Raw genomic sequence first — 22,255 nt, forward strand, 5'->3', positions numbered from 1 at the left:
AAGAACGACTCGAGAACATTTGCGGCATAACGTACCCGCAAATATTTGTAAAAAAACTCTTGACTTTTACCGGAACAACTAAAATGCTTAAAATCGATGTATTCTGTCATTTTGGAATTCTGATCCGAAAAGAGTCATCAACTGTGATTACCAAATTTGCTTTTGGCCGGGTTTTTCAAAACTGACCCGCCAAAGGCGCGCCACAATTTTAGGCATTGATGAGTTTGCGAAGCGCCCGGCCCCCTTCAAAGGGGCAAATTGAAGCCGCGTCCTCTGGGCGTAGATATTTACTTAAACGCCATAACCCTTTACCAGCACTTCTCTTGGCTTGCTTCCTTCACTGGGGCTCACAACGCCCTCACGTTCCATCATCTCGATCATGCGGGCAGCACGATTATACCCCACTCTGAGACGCCGCTGTATCATGGAAATAGAAGCCTGTCGGGTTTCTGTCACCAGCGCCACGGCCTCGTCGTATTTTTCATCATATTCGTCTTCACGAACTACTTCCTCTTCCTCGATGTGAGCCCGCACGACATCCTCTCGATAAACAGGCTCCCGTTGTTTTTTCAAAAAATCTATGATCCTACGAATTTCCATTTCCGAGACATGCGCCCCGTGGATACGCTGCAGCTTGGCCGTACCTGGTGGCAACAGGAGCATATCGCCGCTTCCCAGTAAATCTTCAGCACCGTTGGAATCCAGGATCGTTCTGGAATCCGTGCGAGAAGAGACCTGAAAAGAAATCCTCGTCGGGAAGTTGGCCTTGATAATACCGGTCAACACATCCACCGAAGGCCTTTGTGTTGCAATAAGCAGATGTATCCCTGCTGCTCGAGACATCTGCGCGAGTCGTGTGAGGGCTAACTCCACGTCCCTGGAGGCCACCAACATGAGATCAGCAAGCTCGTCAATGACAATCAAGACAAGCGGAAGCTTTTCATCGATGTGGCCCTCATCAGATCTCCCTGAATCCCGTGATCCAGCGGCATGTTCAACGGTATCTTTTCCCTTGATCAGCTTCTTATTGTATTGATATATGTTTCGCACCCTCTTTTCGGCCATAAGAGTATAACGACGTTCCATCTCTTGAACTGCCCAGTGTAAGGCCCGTGTTGCCTTCTTAGCTTCCGTGACCACAGGCACGATCAAGTGAGGAATACCATCATAGGTAGAGAGTTCGATCCGCTTGGGATCGACCAATATCAGTTTCACCTCCTCTGGGGTTGCCTTGTACAGAACGCTGCAAATCATGGCATTTAACCCCACACTCTTGCCGGACCCCGTGGCGCCTGCGATCAAGAGGTGAGGCATTTTTACCAGATCGGTTACGAATGGATTTCCCAAAATATCCTTGCCCAAAGCTAGGGTAAGTTTAGACTTGGATCCTTGAAAGGCTTCAGAGGCAACAATATCTCTGAGTTTGACTGTCTCCCGCTCTGCATTAGGGACCTCGATGCCAATGACTCCCTTGCCCGGAATGGGGGCCACAATGCGAATACTCGCGGCTCGAAGGGCAAGAGCCAGGTCGTCTGTCAGGTTCACAATCTTGTTGATCTTGACTCCTGGCGCGGGCTCATACTCGTACATGGTCACCACAGGTCCTGGAGAAACTGCCACGACCTTCCCGGAGACATCGAAGTCACTCAGTTTTTTCTCCAACAGCCGCGACTGCATCTGAATGCTCTCGCGGTCCATTGCCTTAACATCAGATCCGCCACCGTCCAGCAGGTTCAGAGAAGGCACCCTGAACCCGTGATCATCGGTCATGAATTCAAAGACCTCCTGTCGTTCGACAGGTACCTCTTTGAACTTCTTGTGTGGACGTTCTACAATCTCCACAGGAACGTCCTTTTTTTGCGAAAGCTTCCGGCCTGTCCTGGCCCTTCTCCTTGCCTTATGGCGGCGCTCCTTCCAGATTATCCAGCCTGCCTTTGCACGGGCAAAAATATTTCTACACAAATTGGAAAGCCACCCGAAAAGAGTCATTAGTGATAGCCGAGTAGTCATGATGAATGCAATGGTCCAAATGGTGAGCAGAAAAACAAGCCCACCGGCTGAATTCACATATCTCACAACGACCTTAGCCAACGGGATCCCTAGAATCCCGCCGCTGGAAAAGCGCTTTCCAAAAAGAAGGTAATGGGTGTGATGCATTGACAGAAGTCCGCCTGTTGTCACCATTAACAGGAGTCCGCCGACAAGAGTGATAAGAATGGCGCCCCTAGAGTATGCCTTGAAAACATATGATATGATGATAAGCAAGACAATGGGTATCCAAAAAGCGCCTAACCCAAATACAGCGACGAGAAAACCGGCCACGTGAGCCCCGGCCGGCCCAAAGAGGTTCCGCACCTCTCCTGACGTCTGGACACGATTAACGCAAGGGTCTGATGGGTGGTAGGAAAGGAGGCTTGCAGCCGTAAATATCAGAATGAAAATCAGGACAACCCCCAGGATTTCTTTTCGCACCTTGTTCCTTCATACCTCCGGATTAAACGCCTGGCTGGCTCTGATTCTCTCAAGGTCTTGTTTCATTATGGACCGGACCGTGTCCCTGAGAACTTTCTTGGTCTTGCTGTTGCAAGAAGCAGTCTCAACTGGCGGATGCATACTAACAAGGATACGACCGGGCCTGATGCGAAGACTCCCCTTTGGCATGATGTGGTGAGTTCCACAGATCACAACCGGAACGATAGGCCGTCCGGAACGAATGGCCAGGTGAAACCCACCAGCCTCAAATGATTTGATTTGACCATCCGCGCTTCTGGTCCCCTCTGGAAAAATGACCACAGAGACCCCTTGGGCAATTTTTTGAGCTGCTTCTTGAATGCTGTTGTGTGCTGACTTCCGGTTGGAGCGGTCAATACTGATATATCCAACCCGCGCCATAGACTGCCCAAAAACCGGAATCTGGAAAAGCTCCTTCTTGGCCAGCCACCGAAACTGAACAGGAAGATATCCAAGCAGGGCCAGGATGTCGAACATGCTCTGGTGGTTAGCCATGTATATGTATGTCGCACAAGGATCGATGTGATGCAATCCTCGAACAGTGACCTTCGCCCGGCTGACAAGGAGCACTGACTTGGCCCAGAACCTCCCCGCCAGATGGGAGAGGTCGCCGCCCTTTTTCCAAAATGACAAGGCAATGGCAGCCAGAGCACAAATGAAGGTGATAAACACAATCCACGTTGGAATAACAACGGTTCGGATCATATGTCAGCAATTCGGCCGTGAAAAAAATCGGGGTTTCAGATTACGCCAGTATCCTTAGGGTTTCAAAGATGCTATCGGCAAACCGTATAATGCTCTCTCTTTGTGCGGTATTTGCATAATGGATGCAGTCACACCGAATCCGGTTTCGGGTCCGGATTAACAATTCAAAGGTGATTGCCGTTGATCCCAGCTCAACAGAGAAGTAAAAGGGCTGACAGTCCTTATGGGCCGTCTGAACTTCATCCAGGAGACGATCCTCCACAGGTATCCAGTACAGACCTTCCATCTGGGAAGGGCCATAACGCTCATCGAGATAGGACTTGAGCTTTTCATAGTCCTCTGGCCGGAGTTCATCGATACGGTACTGTTTCATTTTCAGTTTAGAAAACCTGGTTTTGGGCGTGGATTCTTAGCTTTTTTGTATCACACCATTAGACTACAATAAAGCAAAAATCCCGCATTACCGTCAGTGATGCGGGATTCTTTCTGTCCTTAACCAAACAGATATTACGCTTTTTTATCGTCCTTGACCTCCTCAAAATCAGCATCAACCACATCTTCATCTGTTGGGGGCCGAGGTTCAGCCTGAGCCGAGGGGCCACCAGCCTCTGCTGATTCATCTCCAGCCTGGCCCGCGGCAGAGGCCTGAGCATACATAGCCTCTGCCAACTTGTGAGAGGCTTGCATGAGTTCTTCATTCAGCTTATTGATCTCTTCAGTATCGGTCCCCTCCATGGCCTTCTTCAACCGTTCCATGATTCCTTCCAGGTTTGTCTTGAGTGTGGCATCAACCTTGTCACCCAGTTCTTTAATGGACTTTTCGGTCTGATAGATAAGGCTGTCTGCCTGATTCCTGGCTTCAACCAGTTCTTTTTTCTTCTTGTCCTCATCAGCGTGCAGCTCGGCCTCCTTAACCAACTTCTCAATTTCCTCTTCTGACAGGCCGCTTGAAGCCGTAATTTGGATCGATTGTTCCTTGCCCGTTCCCAGATCCTTGGCCGAGACATGGACTATGCCGTTGGCATCGATGTCAAAAGTAACCTCGATTTGAGGAAGACCCCTGGGCGCGGGGGGAATTCCAACCAGTTCAAAGCGGCCCAGGGTCTTGTTGTATTCAGCCATTTCGCGTTCGCCCTGAAGCACATGTATGGAAACTGCCGGCTGATTATCAGCGGCCGTGGAGAATATCTGGCTCTTCTTGGTGGGGATGGTGGTGTTCTTTTCAATCAGCTTGGTAAATACGCCGCCGAGTGTTTCAATGCCAAGGGAAAGGGGAGTAACATCAAGAAGAAGGACGTCCTGGACATCACCTTTTAAGACCCCCGCTTGAATGGCGGCGCCTGCAGCCACTACCTCGTCCGGATTGACACCCTTATGTGGTTCCTTGTTAAAGATTGCTTTCACCTTTGCCTGGACGGCCGGCATACGGGTCATGCCACCCACCAGGATGACTTCGTTGATGTCCGAGGGCTTCAAACTTGCGTCTTTGAGGGCAGTCTTACAAGGTCCAACGACTTTTTCCAGAAGATCATCAACCAAGGATTCCAGCTTGGCCCTTGTCAGCTTGATATTCAAATGTTTCGGTCCACTGGCGTCGGCCGTGATAAAGGGCAGGTTTACATCGGTCTCCATAGAGGTAGAAAGCTCCATCTTGGCCTTTTCCGCACCCTCCTTTAGACGCTGCAAGGCCATTTTGTCATTACGGATGTCGATTCCCTGCTCCTTCCTGAATTCCTCGGCCAGATAGTCGATAATCCTTTGATCAAAATCCTCACCCCCTAAGTGGGTGTCGCCATTTGTGGACTTTACCTCAAAAACACCTTCTCCGATCTCCAGCACGGAAATGTCAAAGGTGCCGCCGCCCAAGTCAAACACAGCTATCTTTTCATCTTTCTTCTTGTCGAGCCCATAGGCCAGAGAAGCTGCGGTCGGCTCATTAATGATCCGCAAAACGTTAAGTCCTGCGATCTTGCCTGCATCCTTGGTGGCCTGCCGCTGGCTGTCATTAAAATAGGCAGGCACGGTGACTACTGCTTCGGTGACCTTCTCACCCAGGTATTCCTCTGCCGTTTTTTTCATGGATTGCAGGACATGTGCCGAGATCTCGGCCGGGCTGTAAGCCTTGCCCTGAATCTCCACATGTGCGTCACCGTTGGCCGCCTGTATGATCTTGAAAGGAGAGATGTCTTTGTCATGCTGGACTTCTTTCGAAGCATACCTTCGTCCAATGAGTCGCTTGACGGCAAATACCGTGTTCTCCGGATTTGTGACCGCCTGTCGCTTGGCCGCTTGGCCTACCAGGCGCTCCCCGCTGCCGCTCCACGCAACCATGGATGGAGTGGTCCTTCCCCCCTCAGGGTTGTTGATGACTTTGGGATCCTTCCCTTCCATTATGGCTACACAAGAGTTGGTTGTGCCAAGATCGATTCCTATCACCTTACTCATCACTTTCCTCCTTACAGCGTATGTTCAACCCTAATCAACTCGCAAAAAGCTGTCAGGTTCAAATTAATGAACTGTTATCTTTGTCTCCGACTTGTCACCAACACGCTCTGGTTTCACCTCGGCTTTGGCATCCGGCTTTTTTGAAACAACAACCATGGGGGGCCTGACCAGCCGGTCCCTGAGCATGTAACCCTTTTGAAGTTCGTGCAACACTGTATTTTCAGGGTGTTTCTCAGATTCTTCTTGAGCCACGGCATGGTGGAAATTCGGGTCAAAGGGCTTTCCCAGCGTCTCCATACGGACTACGCCGAATCTTTCAAGGCTGTCCATGAGCCCGTTTAATGTCATCTCCACGCCTTCACGAATGCCTTTAAAGGCATCCTCATTCTCTTCGTACTCCGTGGCAAGAGCCCGCTCAAGATTGTCTACAATCGGCAAAATCTCTTTGATAAGGGATTCATTGGCGAATTTTCTGAACTCATTCATCTCCCTTTCGCTACGCTTCTTGTAGTTTTCAAAATCCGCCGTAACCCTTTGAAGCCGCTGATAATTGGCTTCAGCCTTGGCTTCCGCGGCCTTCAGGCATTCTCGAAGGCTTTCCTTCTTATGAGCCTTTTCCTTTGCCTTGTGCGAGATTTCCCCATGCAGTTCCTCGGCCACTTCAGTCTCAGATGCTTCCCCGGATATGGCCTGGTCCTTGCTGCCGGTCAAAAGGATCTCCTTACATCTGACGGCTTCGTAAAAAATCCAGCTGTCTGTTTGCCGACTTTTTACGAGTCCATCAACATCTACTTGATCTTGTTGAGTTTTGCGTTGATAGAAATTATTGCATCAAAATAAGAACCACACAGGAGTTTGTCAAGGGGCTGTTCAACGAAGAAATGTGGTCCTTGGTTATTAAGGATTTACCTGATGGCAGGCTTGTGCGGATCTGTAAAGATTTCCCTGACAAGTATCTCGACCCTCAAGGGTTTTCTGGATCAGGTAAAGGGTCTGTTGTTTCTGCAAAGCCCATGCAGGAGCAAGAAGCGCAGATGGATCAGGATCTCCGGTAAGGCGCTGTATGATCATGTCGGGACAAAGACGTTCCATGAAAGCGACAACCCACTCCGCGTATTTATGCTGGTCAATGGTCTGGCAACCGCCTTCCCGGTAAAGCTGTGCCAAGGGTGTCCCTTTTGAGATATACAGACTATGAATCTTGATGCCGTGTATCCCAAGGTCTGCAATGGCTGAGGCTGTATCAAGGATGTCCTCCTTCGATTCACCGGGAAGTCCTAAAATGACGTGCGCGCAAATCAGTATGTTTCGGCCCCGGGTCATGCGAACAGCACGTAGAAAATCTTCGAACGTGTGACCACGATTAATTATCTTCAGCGTTCGATTGTGTGCGGACTGAAGCCCGTACTCCATCCAGACCATATGAGTCTCTGCGTAGCGCTCAATAAGACTAAGTTTTCCCTTATCGATGCAGTCCGGTCTTGTCCCAATAGCAAGCCCTACAATATCTGAGTCTGCCAAGGCCTCATCGTAGCGCTTTTGCAGGATATCACATGGCGCATACGTATTCGTAAATGCCTGAAAATATGCAAGGAACTTCTTGGCCTTGTAGCGGACAGCCAGTCGTGCCTTGCCTTGCTGAACCTGGTCCCTAATTGATTGGCTCCTGCCTCCTGCGCCGGAGCCCGAGCCCTTACTGTCGCAGAAGATGCATCCAGCCGAGGATATTGTTCCGTCCCTGTTCGGGCAAGAAAAACCTGCATCTATGGTGATCTTCTGGACCCTGCAGCCGAATTCCTTCCTGAGATAACTGTTGAAATCATTATAGCGTTTTGCCATCACGGTTCACTAACCTGGATCCGGCGTTGGCGGAGCGCCGAAGATAACTGATTCTACCACGAATGCACGAAGACGCGAAAAGGCAGGACTACATTAAATCGCGGAACGATTTTATACTTGGTTGCGCACCCTTCGTTGAGCCCTTTCCACGGCGCCTCAAGTTGCCATGTTTTGGCCGAAGCCGTGCCACGACACAGACAGGTTTACTTACCGCTGCTTCCTTCCGGATCTGACGGGGTTCGTAATCGTCTGTTGCGTGGTGCCCGACCAGGGACACCTCTTGGGACATGGAACCATGAACCCGCAAAAGGGGATTCAGCCCCGCATAAGCGGATTTCGGGTGACAGGACACCGCTAGCTTCCCGCCTAGCGCAACCAAGTGTTGTATTTATATCCCAACGGGAGTTCGATTTCAACTGCAAAAAGAAGTCATGACCCTTTTCCCTTGACTTAGGGCTCGCCCAAAAATAACCTCTTCGAAAACTTAAATATTTCGAAACATTGAGTGCCATGCTTGGAAAAGAAGAGTCTTTTTGCGCGACCGTTGACGCTGTTATCCGCCGTTACCATATGTTAGAGTCTGGCGACACCGTTCTGGTTGGCGTATCAGGTGGACCGGACTCCGTCGCACTCCTTCACTGCCTCGTAGACCTCAGGGCTGATTGGTCTCTTGATCTGGTAATCGCCCATCTCAATCACCAACTTCGAGGAAGAACTTCGGACCAGGAAGCAGCGTTTGTTGAAAGACTGGCTTCAAGGCTGGAAATTCCGTGTGAAATCGGTTCAAGAAATGTGGGCTCCTATTGCGCCGAACATCGGCTGTCAATTCAGGAGGCAGCCAGAGACGTTCGTTACGCCTTTTACGATGACGTGGCAGCCAAGTACGGGGCCAAGAAGATCGCTCTTGGGCATCAGGCAAATGACAATGCCGAGTCCGTTCTTATACACCTGCTGCGAGGAACAGGTCCCCGAGGGCTGGCAGGCATCCCGCCAGTGCGCGAAGGTCGCATTATACGGCCACTCATAGACATAACCAGGAATCAGATATTGCAGTTTCTGGAACACCGCGGCCTGGAATATGTACGGGATTATTCCAACGTGGACATAAAATATCTCCGCAATAGAATCCGCCACCAACTCTTGCCTTCCCTTGAGAATAACTATAATCCCAAGGCGATTTGCGCTTTGACTCGCCTAGCCTCTATTGTGCGGAAAGAAGAGAATTTCTGGGATCAGCAGGTTAAAGATGCTTTTCAAAATCTTCTATTGGAACAAACAACAGATCGTATAACTCTTTCGGCCCCGGGCCTGGCCAGTTTGCACCCAGCTCTGTTGCGGCGACTGGTACGCTTCAGCGTGTTGTCACTTAAAGGCAACCTGAAGCGACTGGGGCACAGCCACGTGGAAGCAGTGGTCCAGCTCACCCGCCGGCCCATGCCTTCAGGATGGCTTGACCTGCCCCACCAAGTTGGTGTGGTTCGTGATGGCGAGGAGGTCACGTTCTTATTAGGGAAACCCGAAGAACCACCCCGTTTCCAATATCACATAGCCGGCCCAGGGACCACGTTCATCCGGGAAATTGGCACATTTCTCAGGCTCTCTGCTTGTGAGTCAAGCGAAGCGGCTGAGCCAGGAGAATACCCTCCCACCACGGCACTTTTTGACCTGCAGGCGGTGCCCTTTCCGATGATTGTTCGAAACTTCGAGAAGGGGGACCGATTCAGGCCTCTGGGAATGTCAGGCTCTCAAAAGGTCAAGGCCTTTTTTATCAACCACAAAGTTTCAAGGTCAAAGAGGCAGCGTTGCCCTCTACTGCTCAGCAGCGGCAGGATCATATGGGTGGGGGGATACCGCATTGACAATTCAGCCAGGATTACGGAAAAAACGAAGAGAGTTCTAAAGGCCGAGCTCCTGCCGGAATAATCGATATCGCCTGGAAGAAAAAAGCGTAAGCATTCACAGGTTCAGGGTTACCTTTCTTTCGTTAACCCGCCTCCGGCGGGACGGTTTCAGCCGTCGCAGCCAGTGCTTTGGCGAAGTCGGCTCAGCTTTTCGTTGAACCCTGAACCCCTGAACCTCTGAACCCGTGAACGGTTACAAAAAAGCCCTTACCCCCGGCGCTTATCGTAACCGTGGAACCCGGACTTTTCTGAAAAGTTACTAAAAAGATTGAAAAGGGTTACATATTGTATTATGTTTTTTATATTGATACTTAAAGCATTGACTGAATAGTCAAGGAGGTCACTTTATTGAATCCTTTTTATAAGAATCTAGCCCTGTGGCTGGTAATAAGTCTTGTCATGATCCTACTCTTTAACGTGTTCAACCAGTCGAGGGTCCAGGACAGAGAAATCAGCTATACGGAATTCATGTCACGGGTGGAAAAAGGGCTTGTGGCAGGTGTCCTCATTCAGGGGCAAGAGATTTCCGGCTCCGACGTGAATGGCCTTCGTTTCAAGACCTTTGCTCCCCACGATGCGGACCTCATCAAAATCCTGCGAAGTCACGGGGTCACCATCAAGGTCAAACCCCCTGCCGAATCCCCATGGTATATGACCATACTGGTATCCTGGTTTCCGATGATTCTTCTGATTGCCGTGTGGATATTTTTTATGCGGCAAATGCAGGGAGGAGGAGGCAAGGCCCTGTCTTTTGGAAAAAGCAGGGCAACACTTCTTTCGGACCAGTCGGCAAAGGTAACCTTTGACGATGTGGCCGGCATAGATGAGGCCAAGGAAGAGTTAGGTGAGATCATCGACTTTCTGAAAGACCCTAAAAAGTTTACCCGCTTGGGTGGCAGAATCCCAAAGGGTGTGCTTCTCATGGGAGCGCCGGGCACTGGCAAAACCCTTTTGGCAAAGGCTATTGCCGGAGAGGCTGGTGTTCCTTTCTTCAGCATTAGCGGTTCGGACTTCGTGGAGATGTTTGTGGGAGTTGGGGCGTCACGGGTCAGAGACCTGTTTGTTCAGGGGAAAAAGCACGCCCCATGCATCATTTTTATCGACGAAATCGACGCCGTGGGCCGGCACAGGGGCGCTGGCCTTGGAGGGGGGCACGATGAAAGAGAACAGACCTTGAACCAACTCCTGGTGGAGATGGATGGATTTGAATCCAACGAAGGCGTGATTCTCATATCGGCCACAAACCGACCCGACATCCTGGACCCCGCTCTCATGCGCCCCGGACGTTTTGACCGCCAAGTCGTTGTGCCTGTTCCTGATGTGAAGGGACGTGAAGGGATTCTCAATGTCCACAGCCGTAAGACACCTTTGGCGGACAATGTTGACCTGGCTGTCCTTGCACGGGGCACACCTGGATTTTCCGGCGCAGACCTTGAAAACATGGTCAACGAGGCCGCGCTTCTGGCAGCCCGGTCTGACAAGGATCTTTTGGAGATGGCTGACTTTGAGGAGGCCAAAGATAAAGTGCTCATGGGAACAGCCCGCAAGAGTATGATCATAAGCGATGAGGAAAAGAAAAATACCGCATATCACGAGGCGGGGCACACGCTGGTGGTCAAAATGCTCCCCGGCACCGACCCGATTCACAAAGTCACTATCATACCCAGGGGTCGTGCCATGGGACTCACTCAACAACTGCCCATAGATGAAAAGCATACCTATCCGAAAAAATACCTTCTGAACAATCTTGTCGTGCTTATGGGTGGACGGGCAGCAGAGGAACTGGTCCTCAACGAGATGACAACAGGCGCGGGAAACGACATTGAGCGGGCCACAGAGACTGCCCGCAAGATGGTCTGTGAGTGGGGCATGAGTGAAAAGCTGGGTCCCCTGACCTTTGGCCAAAAAGACGAGCAGATCTTCTTGGGAAGGGAGTTTGCTCAACATCGGGATTACAGTGAGAATACAGCCGTTCTCATCGACGGAGAGGTTTCGCAGTTGGTGTCAGAGGCGTACGAAAAGGCGAAAAAAATCCTCCAAGAAAATATCGATACACTCCACGCCATTGCTAATGCTCTGCTCGAAAGAGAGACACTGCTGGAAAGTGATATCGATGCCATCATTGCAGGAGCTGCTCCGGCTGGAGGTAAGTCAAAGGAAAAAGAGGCCAAATCCAAGGCACTGGGTGAAGGCAAAGCACAGGCAACAGGGCAACTCCGACCGCTTCCCAGCTAGTGCCCATCCATAAACGGATCTTAAGACACTGGGCACTAACGCCAGTTTCCAATTCAGAAATGAGTCCGCCTGAGGCGGACAAGGTCAAGGAAATTCCCGCTTGCAGCGGGACGCGGAGGTCCGCCTAGGCGGATCACGCAAGCGATCCCGCAGATTGATTCGCCAGATGGCACAAGCCCAGGCGGAGAAAAGGGCCATTTCTGGATGGAAACCAGCTAGATTCCATGGATAAAGCATTGCTTTTTGAGCTTCAATGCGGCCCTTTTTCTCTAACGCTGGGCAAGCGCACGCTGATTATGGGTGTTGTGAATGTGACACCCGATTCCTTCTCAGACGGCGGTCTCTTTTTTGACAAGGAGGCAGCCACAGCCCACGGGTTGGCCCTTGCGGCAGCCGGGGCTGATATCATTGACGTGGGCGGGGAATCGTCGCGCCCATTTTCAGAACCGGTGCCGGCAGAAGAAGAGATTCGGCGCGTCGTCCCTGTTATTGAAGAACTCTCCGGCCGTTGTTCCGTTCCGATATCGATTGATACATACAAGGCACAAGTAGCAAGACGCGCCATTGCTGCAGGCGCTTCCATTGCCAATGACATAGGAGCACTCGGCCTCGATCAGGGCATGGTGGATCTGGTAGCTGAAACAGGTGTGGCCGTCGTCCTAATGCACATGAAGGGCACGCCAAAGACCATGCAGGCAGATCCCCACTATGAAGACGTGATTGGGGAAGTCAAAAGCTTTTTGGCCAGTGCGATTCTCAGAGCCGAACAGGCGGGCATTGACCGCACCAGAATCATAGTCGATCCAGGCATCGGTTTTGGCAAAACCGTGACACATAACCTGCTTCTTATCAAACACCTTTCAGCGTTTCATGCCTTGGGCGTTCCGGTTCTGATTGGACCTTCGCGAAAATCCTTTATTACAAAGATATTGGGCGACGGAGACGAGCGCCTGGAGGTGGGCACACAGGCTGCAGTAGCTGCTGCTGCCCTGAACGGCGTACACATAGTGCGCGTCCATGATGTGGAGAGGACAAAGCAGACCCTGAAACTTGTTGACGCCATCAGGAACGCGGCCGGCAATAGTGATTGACCCCATCAGAAAATGTTTACAAAACAGTCAGGCCGGTGACAAATGACTGACACTACCGCGAAAAGGCGCTATTATGCCATTGCAGCGCCAGCTGTTGCTCTCATGGTCCTGATTGGAGTGGGCCTGCTTTTTTTCGGAAGGAACGACAAAGTCACGATCCCCTTGTCCGTGAGATTTACGAATCTTCCTCGCGAACTCCTTGTAGTGGGAAACGTTCCCGTGCTGGAGGCCCTGGTCAAGGGTCCTTCTGGGCTCCTCGAAGGCCCCAAGGAGTTGCAGTTGAGCCATGAGATTGATCTGGCCTCGGCTGAACCAGGGCGGCAATTCATCAAAATTCTGCCTGAGACGATCCAAGTACCCCAGGGCGCCTCAGTCCTTGAAGTCGATCCGGACTCTTTCACAATAGGCATAGAAAGACGCGTGGAAAAGCTGGTTCCTGTTCTCCCTGATTTGATCAATGAACCGGTTCCCGGCTATGTCGTATCTTCCGTAGTAGCATCACCTTCCAGGATCGAGCTTTCTGGACCGGCAAGCATGCTCGAAAAGATATCAGCAGTACGCACTACCCCCGTCAATCTGGCAGGATTAACGGGGTCTGCAAAAAAGAAAGTGGCTTTGAACCTGCGTCATAGCCCCTACGTTCAACCCACTGAAAATACCCTGGTTCAAATCGAAATCGTGGTTGAGGAAAAAATCATTGAAGAACCTATAATTACTGCGGTTCAGGGCACAGGCACTAATTACACGTACGAGATCAGGCCTGACCGGATCGAACTCATACTCAGAGGACCGGAAAAGACAATAAAAAAGCTGCTCCAGGGCAATGGAATCCAGGTCCGTGTGGATCTCGAGGGGCTAACACCTGGCACCCATAAACGCCACGCTGTGATCGAACCACCTCTGAACACAACGTTGGTGGAGGCCAAACCTGAGGTCTTTACTGTGGAACTACACGAATAAGGATACTCCGCCATGCTTTTAGTTATGGATGTAGGAAACACCAATACGGTTATCGGTGTCTACAACGGAAAAGACCTCACTTGCCACTGGCGGGTGAGAACTGAAAGGGATTTAACTGAAGATGAGTTCCACATATTGATAAGAAACCTGTTCTCGTCCCAGGGTGAAGCTGTGGAGTCCATCAGTGGGGCCATCATCTCGTGCGTCGTACCTCCTATGATGAACAACCTGAACAGCTTTTGCACAAAATATCTCCATCAGAAACCGTTGTGGGTCGATGCGGACACATTTAAGGACATGCCCATACTGTACGATAACCCCAAGGAAGTGGGGGCGGACAGGATCGTAAATGCCGTTGCGGCCTTTCACAAATACCCCACCAGCCTGGTTGTGGTTGACTTTGGCACTGCTACTACATTTGACTGTATCTCAGATAAAGGCGCTTATCTGGGTGGCGCTATCAGCCCCGGGATCTTGATCTCTTCTGAAGCCCTTTTTCAACAGGCTTCAAAGCTCCCTCGTGTGGAGATCTTTGTCAGACCAAAAGACATCATTGCCAAGGACACCATCAGCAGCATGAACGCGGGGATCATATACGGTTATGCAGGACTGGTAGACGGAATCGTTAACCGCATCAAAGAAGAGATGACGCCAAAGCCCAAAGTTGTTGCCACAGGCGGTCTGGCCGAGCTGATGGCAGAAGTGGCACAGACCATTGAAGTCGTTGAGCCTAATCTCACTCTGGAAGGACTCCGAATCGTCTACGACAAGGTCAAAGACAAGTAGCCTTCCTCGCGCATACGCACACGATTGCCCGCTTTTCACAGATACTGAGTTGCCATAAGTAAATACCACGGCCCGCCGCCGATAATATCGCCCCTTGAAGCGGCTTGCTCAAAGAAAACGTCCAGTCGATCCCTTCTCACACGGTGTACCTCGATCTTTTCAGAGGGCTCAAGATCCTGTTCTTTTGGAGTGGCATCCTCCTCCAGTTCCACGACAACGCAGCATGCCGTCTCCTTGATCAGTGCGCTGTTCAAGGTCAACTGAGGAGATACCTGGACGACTCTTCCCGTGTAGCCTGTCTCCTCCTCAAGCTCTCGAAGGGCACATGTCTCCACATCGTCATCATCTAAGACCCCTGCCGGAAAGCCAATGACATAACGGTCAAAGATGACCCGGTATTGCCTGATGAAAATAAGGTCCCCGGATTCCTTGAACCGGGGCATGACCAGGACCGACGTACGTTCGCTTGTCCGTTCAATGTAGTCCCATTCCAGGACCTCTCCCTGGTCATTTTCGTAGATTACCCTTTTTGGCAAGATCCAAGGACTCTCCGCAAAGCTGATAGTCTTTAAGATATTCATGGTATCCCTCATCGGTGGAAAGGTTTCTGGTTTAGGGCATCTTCTCCTGGGACCCAAGACCAGTATTGTGGGCTACCTGGGCTATACTGACTCCAGTAACAATCAATGAGGCAAGCCCCACAATGATGACCGGAACCATCTGGAAAACATGATTCGCCAGGGTAAACCCTGCGGCCTCTTTGGCTGAAATGCCAAAGATCAGGAGTCCGAACACACCACCCGCTTCCCAGAGACCCCAAAAACCCGGTACTGACGGAAGTGAAATAAAGAAGCAGAGTATGACCATCACCGCACACATCTCCAGAAAAGAGATATCAATTCCCGGACAGCCGTACGACAAAACGTAGTAAGAAAGCCCTGAGAGTGCCCACACCAGGAACGAAAGAACAAAGCACAGAGCAGTCTTTTTCGGACTTCTCAACAGACTAAGTCCGGCTGTAAAGTTATCGAAAATATGAGCAAGTTTTATGCAAAGCCTTTCCCTGATTTTCTCCCTGAAGGCATCACCGGCAAAAAAGAATAGCGCCGGCAATCCCAGGATTAAGCGTCTCATGATCCTTTGACTCTGCCTGACACTTACCAGAACAATGCATGCAATGAGTACAAGAGACAATTTCAGAGTCGTTATCCCGATTATCTCAAGAGTGGCTTTATTAAGGTGATATTTGCCAAAGGTAAGATCAAGGGTTGGGCTGATTTCAACATTTGCAAGGACAATGACAAGAAAAAAGAGCAGTATGAGGATGTCAAAGACCCTTTCAGCGCCCACCGTTGCCAGCACCTTGGAAAATGCGACCTTCTGCTTCTTGTAAAAAACAGCCGGGCGGGCCAGTTCTCCTACTCGTGCGGGCAGAATGCAATTGAACATAAAGCCGATCATGAGGGGATGAAACGCACTCCAAAAACCCGTTTCCTTGACCGGACTGAGAAGAAGCTGCCACCTGATAACCCTGATCAGGAAACTCACCAATCCAACTGCCACGGCAGGGATGACCCACCAGTAGTTGATGATTTTCAAATAGCCCACTAGATCTTGAAGCGGGATGTTCTTGAAGGTGACATAAAGGGCTATGCCTGAGAATATCAGCCCTGCTATCAGAGATAGGATAATCTTCTTGTTTGCAGACATAGAACCTTAAGATTTGCAGATATGTAGATTAAAATGTCAGGGAGTTGACGGTCGGCTTAGCAAGAGATCAACCGGCCAGCGGGCGAACCGGCTATCAGGTTAACCGAAAGTATACATACAAAACGCCTAATCATTTACTGGACAGAATCTCCCTCGCCTTCTCAATATCCTTGTTGATCTGAGCGGCCAGGGCATCAGGTCCCGGAAATTTTTTTTCGCCGCGCAGGCGTGTGACGAAATTCACCCTAATGGGTTGGTCATAAAGATCCTGGTCAAAATCAAGGATGTGGACCTCTACGCTAAACTCGCCATTATCAAATGTGGGGCTGTATCCTATATTTGCCACACCTTTCAATGTGCTTTCATTGCATTGAACCGTTACCGCATAAACGCCGCCCTTTGGACAGAGTTCATCATAGAGAGTCAGGTTAGCCGTGGGAAACCCCAACAGCCTTGCCCCTCGATCCTTGCCCCGGATGACGGTCCCCCGTACCTGATAATGACGTCCCAGGAGTTTTGCCGCCTCTTCGACCTTGCCCTCTCTCACCAGGTTTCGAATCTCGGTGCTGCTAATGCGACGAGGCCCTTGCTCAACCCACACTGCAATAGTCACTTCAAAGCCATGTGTTGAGCCCATTTCCTTGAGCAATGAAATGTTCCCCTCCCTCTGTTTCCCAAAGGAATAATCAGGACCAACAACCACCGACTTCATCCCTATTTTGTCACACAACACATCTTTGACAAATGTCCTTGCCGGTGTGGCAGCAAACTCCCGGGTAAAGGGCACGCACACCAAGGCGTCTATGCCTGTCGCACCGATAAGTTCGACCTTTTGTTCATAAAGCGTTATGAGAGGAAAGTGTTTTTTGCAGTTGATGACCCGAATGGGATGGGGCTCAAAGGTCATCACCACGGAGGTGCCCCCCAAGCTTTCCGCTTTTTCTATGACTTGATGGAAAAGGATTTGATGCCCCACGTGAACGCCGTCAAAGTTGCCAATCGTGACAACTGCATTCTTGAAGGGTTTTGAAATATCCCGCAGATCTCTAATAAGTTCCATGTTAACACATCCAACTCCACATATGATGCTTGACAAGTAAGATAAAATAATTTATTTAAAATATTTCGTCTTCAAAATCAATCTTTTTCTGTCTTCTCAAGTGCCGAAGTGGCGGAACTGGTAGACGCGCTAGGTTCAGGGTCTAGTGGGGGATTCCCCGTGGGAGTTCGAGTCTCCCCTTCGGCACCACTCCTTTGATGTCATTGCTTATAGTTACGATTTTCCAACCTGTCAAATTCCATTGCCAATCCATTGCCAGGGGCTTGATTGCCGGGTGGGCAAGACAAGATTCGGTGGCATGTTATGCAGAGACAAAAATGGCAACCAAACGCAGGCTCTTGGAAGCCAAGGTGGTGAGGCTGAATGAGATTGCCTTACGGAAACGAAATTAACTATTGGAGAACCAACACATCACAGCCTGAAAAGTGGCTGGATAGGGCTACCAGTCAAATCGAGACTCTTGCTGGGCGTGTCCTAATGTATGCTTTGGGGCAAGATGCGACAACCGGAACGTCAGCCTACGTGATGATGTTTGGCGTTATGCTAGTGTGGAATGGCAAGCCTGAGGTGCGTCTATCCTTGCTTTTCTTATCATGCCTTGTCATTATTACCTTCCTCGCCAAACGTAAAGCATAAAATCATAGATGTCCCATGCTACCTTGCCGTGGCAAGTCTTCCTTGAGGCATTATGGTCGGGCGACCTCGGGGTTTGACAACGGATCCAGGCCGGAGTGGTCAGGGCAGACCCCTCATGGATCGACTCGCCTGATATTGTAGACGCTTCGGCCTTCCGCAATAATGGTTTCCGGATCTCTTGCGGCAAAGACGCGGGTGTGAACGACACTCACGCGGTTGCCCGTACGCTGAACCAAGGCCTCTGCAACGATGTCGTCATCCGGGCCGGGCCTTAAATAGTCAACCCGTATATCTACGGTGGAAATCCGGTCGTCTTTGGAGCAATGGGTCCATGCAGCGGTCCCGCCACAGGTATCAATGAGGGTGGAGATCAGGCCGCCGTGCAGGGCGGGACGGCGTTTGTCTCCGATAAACGCCTCCCGAAATGGAATGGACAGCCTCGCAAATCCCGGTCCCAATTCGTCAACCTTGATGCCGAGGTATTTGTCAAAGGGCACTTCTTCCTCAATGAATCTAATTATCGTCTCAAATGTCTTTTTCATCTTGCTCCTCATCACAGGCAAATCGGGTCGAACCCGTCGCGCCCGAATGCCTTCCCCTGGTCGAGATGCGGGAAGCCGTCTGTCCCGGCACGAAGTCTATTCTGATATCACAACGCCATGGCAATTTCGAGCGATTAGATTATAAGTGCCGGGAATGGGCGACGTGAGAAAGACGGTTCCTTTGCCCCCGACGCGATCTCCTCGGCGCAGAATGGGAGGTGTCCGTCTAGCCTGGTAGGCTGGGTGCGGGGCCGGACTTGACAGGCTGGCCAGATGTGGTATTTGAGCCAAGGAACGACCCTAAGCTGTTAAAATTTGGCAAAAAAACAAATATTGGTACGTCCAAAGAATACGCTCACATTGCCGCGGATGTGATCCCGGTGACCAAGAACCGCATCAAGAATGAAAAGGGTTGAATCAGGCCGTGGGGATGAACGAAAGCAAGAAGCCCTCCAGATTGCCCGGGAAGCCTTTGGCCCCCACTGAGACACTGGCGGCCCTGAAGGATTTGTTTGCCAATGGTTTGATCGATATGAACAAACTGAAAACCAGCGCTTTTCTCACCCCAGAGGGGTACGCTGCTGTGGAGCGTGAGAGGGAAGGTGAAGAAGAGAACCCTTGAGTTGAGCGAAATGGTGGGCCGAGCCCACCCTGCAAAACAGAATCTCAAGGTGTTGAATTGGCTCGAGGAGAACACTTACCGGCATAGAGGCTGTGTCATAACGGATGGTCTTCACACAGGCTATTGTACTACATTCAACCCGTTCCTAATGGAGCATTACGGGTTTTCTCCTTGTGTCCGTTCTGATTTGAAAGCTATGAACGAGGGGTTTCATTGTATACACCGACAAGAGGATGTATCATGGCTCAAAGGCTAACAACCGCTCGTCTTTGGGTTGAAAAGAAGGCCACTGTATTGTCGATAGCTGGGTTGAGCCCCTCGAAATCCAGTACAGGATTCCGATTCACCAGCTCTAGGTTGTTGGATTTGCGGCTTACGCCTTGAGGAAAGCGCGGGCCTCAATCCAACCTACCCAACTACTCAATAAGGCAATCAAAGTTTTGGAAATATGAGAGATGCCTGAATCAAACGATCTGCCCGAAATATGCCTTGAATGTGCCGGATTCGATGATGCAAGGCTTCATAAGCACTGTGATGTCTGCCATGAGGTGGGGTTCCCAGAATCCATATTGTGTGATTTGAACCGGTCGGTTCAGGAAACCGCCGATTTTCAGTGTCACGCTTTCAGACCGGCGCTCAGACTGGTCGGGGCGCTTGAAAAGAAAATCCCCGGCCAGGGTGTGAGCGCTGAGGATACTCCTGAAAGAGATTCTTTGAAAGAGCTGTTCCATTCAGACAAAGTAAAATATGAAAGGGCCTTGGCCCTACAGAAACTGCATCGCGACCCTGATACCATCCTGGTTCAGTTGAAATACCATTTGGTTTGGAACGTGTCCCACCGAACGGCGGTGTTCGTTCCGGTCGGCGACTTTATCGATGTCGTCCATGATGCGTTTCTGGAATCAAGTGAGGTCGCCCAGGGGTTCGTGAACCTTCTTTATCTGGCTCCGGATCACGTGCATGTATACGTGGAGTCGGACGGGGAGCGTTCCATTGAGAAAATGGCAAACGATATCAAGCGACTCTCAGCACAGACCATACTCGAAAGATTTCCCTCATTACGAGACACACTTGGTGCAAGCATCAACATTTGGGATGAGGCCTACTTTGTCGAGACGGTGGGTTAGAAAAGCAGTTCTTTTTTCTCGGCCGGAATCACGGGGCTCTGAACAAGCTCGTCAGGAAGCCTGCTTCAGCGGCATTGCTATCTCGGCGGGTCTTCTAAGAAGATTCTTCTGAAATCCTTCCGGTACGATTTTGGGGTGTCGTTTTGATAGATCCAGTATGCGGCAATGGCCCTGATACGTTCCATCGTCACAACTCCCGTATCGAGCAACAGTTTCATGAGATCCAGGGTTTTCAGAGTGAATATCTCGAATTCCTTTGCTACGACCAGCATATCGTCATCATCTGTTACGATGGGTATCTTCAAGACATAGGCATATGAAAGCGCCTTTGAGTCTGGCGCTTTTCATGTCTGGGCTTGGGCTGCTCTTCCCTTCTGCTTCCTTCTTGACTCTTACGCCACAATCAGCTAAAGAAAATGCATAATTACAGTACAGCCGTTTCATTCTTTGAGCAACCACATACACAGGAGGTTAAATGAGCCTCAAAGTATGCCTACCCGAGTCCTAGCGGAATGCCTCAAGCCCTTTAGGAGTCCAAGATCCTATTGCAACAGAGCAAAACCAGTCACAATCGGAAGGGTCAGGGATGAACTCGGGACAGGTTTTGTGTCCCTCGAGCTTTATTAATCCGATTTTTCCGGCGATATGCCGGACGACACGGAAGGAGGGCTCATGAAAACTAAACTTGATATCATCAAGGCTGACATTGGCAGTGTAGGAGGGCACATCGCCCCCAGCAGGAAGCTATTCTCTATTGTAAAGGACTATGTGAAAAACACTTGCCCCGGACTCATTGATGACGCCTTTATTTCCAGCACCGGGGATGGCAATGCTCACGCCAATTTCCGAAACAAAATAGAACAACTGTTGTCCTTTGCCGACATTAAAATAGGCGGGAACCGTCCTTGGGATCTTCAGGTCCATAACGATGATCTTTATGCAAGATTGCTGGCGGAAGGTTCACTTGGATTGGGTGAATCCTACATGGACGGCTGGTGGGATTGCGACAGACTTGACAAGTTCTTTCATAGGATTTTGCGGGCAGAACTGGATACAAAGGTCAAGACACGGACGGAGTTTTTCGACGTTCTGAAGTCTAAGCTGCTGAACCTCCAGAAGCCGTCCCGTACCTTTCAGATCGGGCAGCGACACTACGATATTGGCAACAACCTATACAGGCACATGCTAGGCGAGCGGTTAATTTATAGCTGCGGCTATTGGAAAAATGCGTCCATCCTAGATGAAGCGCAGGAAGCCAAGCTGGACTTAGTGTGCCGGAAACTGGGCTTGCGTCCGGGCATGCGAGTTCTGGACATCGGGTGTGGTTGGGGTGGAACCGCCAAATTCGCCGCTGAGCGGTACCAAGTCGAAGTTGTCGGCATCACCGTTTCTGAAGAACAGGCAAAGTTCGGAAAAGAGTTGCGCCGAGGACTTCCGGTTGATATCCGGCTGCAGGATTACCGTAACATTAAAGAGACTTTTGATTGCATTTTATCTATAGGCATGTTCGAACACGTCGGTTACAAGAACTACACCACTTTCATGCGCATAGTCAGAAATTGTCTGAAGGATGGGGGGCTCTTCCTACTGCAAACCATCGGTGGAATCAGGTCTGTTACCAGCAACGACCCCTGGATCGAGCGTTACATCTTTCCGAATTCCATGCTGCCGTCTGCGAAGCAAATATGCTCTGCCATCGAGGGTGTGTTCGTTTTAGAAGACTGGCATAGTTTTGGTCCGGACTACGATAAGACCCTTATGGAGTGGTTTCGGAATTTCCATGAGAACTGGGACATCCTTAAGGAATACTACGACGAGCGATTCTACCGGATGTGGAAGTATTATCTGTTGTCCTGTGCCGGGTCCTTCCGCGCAAGGAAAAACCAGTTGTGGCAGATAGTTCTCTCCGCAAATGGTGTCCCAGGTGGGTACCGGTCTATGCGGTGAAGTATAAATGACGAGATCGACACCTACTGCCAAGATATATGGCATCAACCCTAACCCTACAACGACACTTACCGTTGACACCAAATTCTGGATTCTGTCATGCCGGACTTGATCCGGCATCCAGAAGTCGACCTATGA

General features: G+C 50.4%; 22 protein-coding genes, 1 tRNA gene and 1 other RNA gene. 12 read left to right on the plus strand and 12 right to left on the minus strand.

Annotated elements, in window-relative coordinates:
* The coding region (locus tag JW883_00930; protein MBN1840834.1) for a hypothetical protein at positions 1-185 on the plus strand (185 nt) is incomplete at its 5' end.
* Between the two features lie 106 nt (positions 186-291).
* Here JW883_00930 and JW883_00935 read toward each other — a convergent pair.
* The 7 genes from JW883_00935 to ffs all read right to left on the minus strand — a co-directional run bounded on the left by JW883_00935 (position 292) and on the right by ffs (position 7,875).
* Complete coding sequence (locus JW883_00935) at positions 292-2,472, minus strand: DNA translocase FtsK (GenBank protein MBN1840835.1); 2,181 nt, start codon at positions 2,470-2,472, stop codon at positions 292-294.
* A gap of 9 nt (positions 2,473-2,481) precedes the next feature.
* The gene (locus tag JW883_00940) at positions 2,482-3,216 is read right to left on the minus strand and encodes a 1-acyl-sn-glycerol-3-phosphate acyltransferase (protein MBN1840836.1); all 735 of its coding nucleotides are present in this window, start codon (positions 3,214-3,216) and stop codon (positions 2,482-2,484) included.
* 40 nt (positions 3,217-3,256) lie between these two features.
* Complete coding sequence (locus JW883_00945; protein MBN1840837.1) at positions 3,257-3,589, minus strand: hypothetical protein; 333 nt, start codon at positions 3,587-3,589, stop codon at positions 3,257-3,259.
* 134 nt (positions 3,590-3,723) lie between these two features.
* Positions 3,724-5,661 (minus strand): molecular chaperone DnaK, encoded by a 1,938-nt coding sequence (gene dnaK, locus JW883_00950; GenBank protein ID MBN1840838.1) that lies wholly within the window; start codon positions 5,659-5,661, stop codon positions 3,724-3,726.
* 63 nt (positions 5,662-5,724) lie between these two features.
* Positions 5,725-6,372: a nucleotide exchange factor GrpE gene (grpE, locus tag JW883_00955; GenBank protein MBN1840839.1), complete on the minus strand. Its 648-nt coding sequence runs from the start codon at positions 6,370-6,372 to the stop codon at positions 5,725-5,727.
* 186 nt (positions 6,373-6,558) lie between these two features.
* Positions 6,559-7,500, minus strand: a complete 942-nt coding sequence (locus JW883_00960) for a TIGR01212 family radical SAM protein (protein ID MBN1840840.1) — start codon at positions 7,498-7,500, stop codon at positions 6,559-6,561.
* 121 nt (positions 7,501-7,621) lie between these two features.
* An RNA gene (gene ffs, locus JW883_00965) (signal recognition particle sRNA large type) lies at positions 7,622-7,875 on the minus strand.
* A gap of 135 nt (positions 7,876-8,010) precedes the next feature.
* Here ffs and tilS point away from each other — a divergent pair.
* The 5 genes from tilS (at position 8,011) to JW883_00990 (ending at position 14,473) form a co-directional block, all read left to right on the plus strand.
* Positions 8,011-9,423 (plus strand): tRNA lysidine(34) synthetase TilS, encoded by a 1,413-nt coding sequence (gene tilS, locus JW883_00970; GenBank protein MBN1840841.1) that lies wholly within the window; start codon positions 8,011-8,013, stop codon positions 9,421-9,423.
* A gap of 326 nt (positions 9,424-9,749) precedes the next feature.
* Positions 9,750-11,636 (plus strand): ATP-dependent zinc metalloprotease FtsH, encoded by a 1,887-nt coding sequence (gene ftsH / locus JW883_00975; protein ID MBN1840842.1) that lies wholly within the window; start codon positions 9,750-9,752, stop codon positions 11,634-11,636.
* A gap of 224 nt (positions 11,637-11,860) precedes the next feature.
* Positions 11,861-12,727 carry a dihydropteroate synthase gene (gene folP / locus JW883_00980; GenBank protein MBN1840843.1) on the plus strand — a complete coding sequence of 289 codons (867 nt, stop codon included), beginning with the start codon at positions 11,861-11,863 and terminating at the stop codon, positions 12,725-12,727.
* Positions 12,728-12,769: 42 nt separating this feature from the next.
* Positions 12,770-13,687: a YbbR-like domain-containing protein gene (locus tag JW883_00985; protein MBN1840844.1), complete on the plus strand. Its 918-nt coding sequence runs from the start codon at positions 12,770-12,772 to the stop codon at positions 13,685-13,687.
* 12 nt (positions 13,688-13,699) lie between these two features.
* Positions 13,700-14,473, plus strand: a complete 774-nt coding sequence (locus JW883_00990) for a type III pantothenate kinase (GenBank protein MBN1840845.1) — start codon at positions 13,700-13,702, stop codon at positions 14,471-14,473.
* Positions 14,474-14,508: 35 nt separating this feature from the next.
* Here JW883_00990 and JW883_00995 read toward each other — a convergent pair whose 3' ends face one another.
* The 3 genes from JW883_00995 to JW883_01005 form a co-directional block, all read right to left on the minus strand.
* Positions 14,509-15,054, minus strand: a complete 546-nt coding sequence (locus tag JW883_00995; protein ID MBN1840846.1) for an NUDIX hydrolase — start codon at positions 15,052-15,054, stop codon at positions 14,509-14,511.
* Between the two features lie 31 nt (positions 15,055-15,085).
* Positions 15,086-16,183: a flippase-like domain-containing protein gene (locus JW883_01000; protein ID MBN1840847.1), complete on the minus strand. Its 1,098-nt coding sequence runs from the start codon at positions 16,181-16,183 to the stop codon at positions 15,086-15,088.
* A 130-nt stretch (positions 16,184-16,313) separates the two neighbouring features.
* Positions 16,314-17,243: a bifunctional riboflavin kinase/FAD synthetase gene (locus tag JW883_01005; protein MBN1840848.1), complete on the minus strand. Its 930-nt coding sequence runs from the start codon at positions 17,241-17,243 to the stop codon at positions 16,314-16,316.
* A 102-nt stretch (positions 17,244-17,345) separates the two neighbouring features.
* On the opposite strand from JW883_01005, the gene JW883_01010 reads away from it, so the two are divergent.
* Together JW883_01010 and JW883_01015 are read left to right on the plus strand one after the other, a co-directional pair.
* Positions 17,346-17,432, plus strand: a tRNA-Leu gene (locus JW883_01010).
* A gap of 174 nt (positions 17,433-17,606) precedes the next feature.
* The gene (locus tag JW883_01015; protein MBN1840849.1) at positions 17,607-17,879 is read left to right on the plus strand and encodes a hypothetical protein; all 273 of its coding nucleotides are present in this window, start codon (positions 17,607-17,609) and stop codon (positions 17,877-17,879) included.
* A 113-nt stretch (positions 17,880-17,992) separates the two neighbouring features.
* Here JW883_01015 and JW883_01020 read toward each other — a convergent pair whose 3' ends face one another.
* Positions 17,993-18,433, minus strand: coding sequence for a PaaI family thioesterase (locus JW883_01020; GenBank protein ID MBN1840850.1), 441 nt, complete (start codon positions 18,431-18,433; stop codon positions 17,993-17,995).
* Positions 18,434-18,851: 418 nt separating this feature from the next.
* Here JW883_01020 and JW883_01025 point away from each other — a divergent pair, with 418 nt between their 5' ends.
* The 3 genes from JW883_01025 (at position 18,852) to tnpA (ending at position 20,170) form a co-directional block, all read left to right on the plus strand.
* Complete coding sequence (locus JW883_01025; protein ID MBN1840851.1) at positions 18,852-19,043, plus strand: hypothetical protein; 192 nt, start codon at positions 18,852-18,854, stop codon at positions 19,041-19,043.
* A complete protein-coding gene (locus JW883_01030) occupies positions 19,024-19,299 on the plus strand; it encodes a hypothetical protein (protein MBN1840852.1) in 276 nt (91 codons plus the stop codon). The genes JW883_01025 and JW883_01030 overlap by 20 nt, the downstream gene beginning before the upstream one ends.
* A 199-nt stretch (positions 19,300-19,498) precedes the next feature.
* Complete coding sequence (gene tnpA / locus JW883_01035) at positions 19,499-20,170, plus strand: IS200/IS605 family transposase (protein MBN1840853.1); 672 nt, start codon at positions 19,499-19,501, stop codon at positions 20,168-20,170.
* A gap of 77 nt (positions 20,171-20,247) precedes the next feature.
* Here tnpA and JW883_01040 read toward each other — a convergent pair whose 3' ends face one another.
* Entirely contained in the window at positions 20,248-20,442 is a 195-nt protein-coding gene (locus JW883_01040) for a hypothetical protein (GenBank protein ID MBN1840854.1), read from the minus strand.
* A 400-nt stretch (positions 20,443-20,842) separates the two neighbouring features.
* Here JW883_01040 and cfa point away from each other — a divergent pair, with 400 nt between their 5' ends.
* Positions 20,843-22,117 carry a cyclopropane fatty acyl phospholipid synthase gene (cfa, locus tag JW883_01045; protein ID MBN1840855.1) on the plus strand — a complete coding sequence of 425 codons (1,275 nt, stop codon included), beginning with the start codon at positions 20,843-20,845 and terminating at the stop codon, positions 22,115-22,117.
* The last annotated feature ends 138 nt before the right edge of the window (positions 22,118-22,255 follow it).

Source organism: Deltaproteobacteria bacterium, from assembly GCA_016930875.1.
Classification (GTDB): Bacteria; Desulfobacterota; Desulfobacteria; order Desulfobacterales.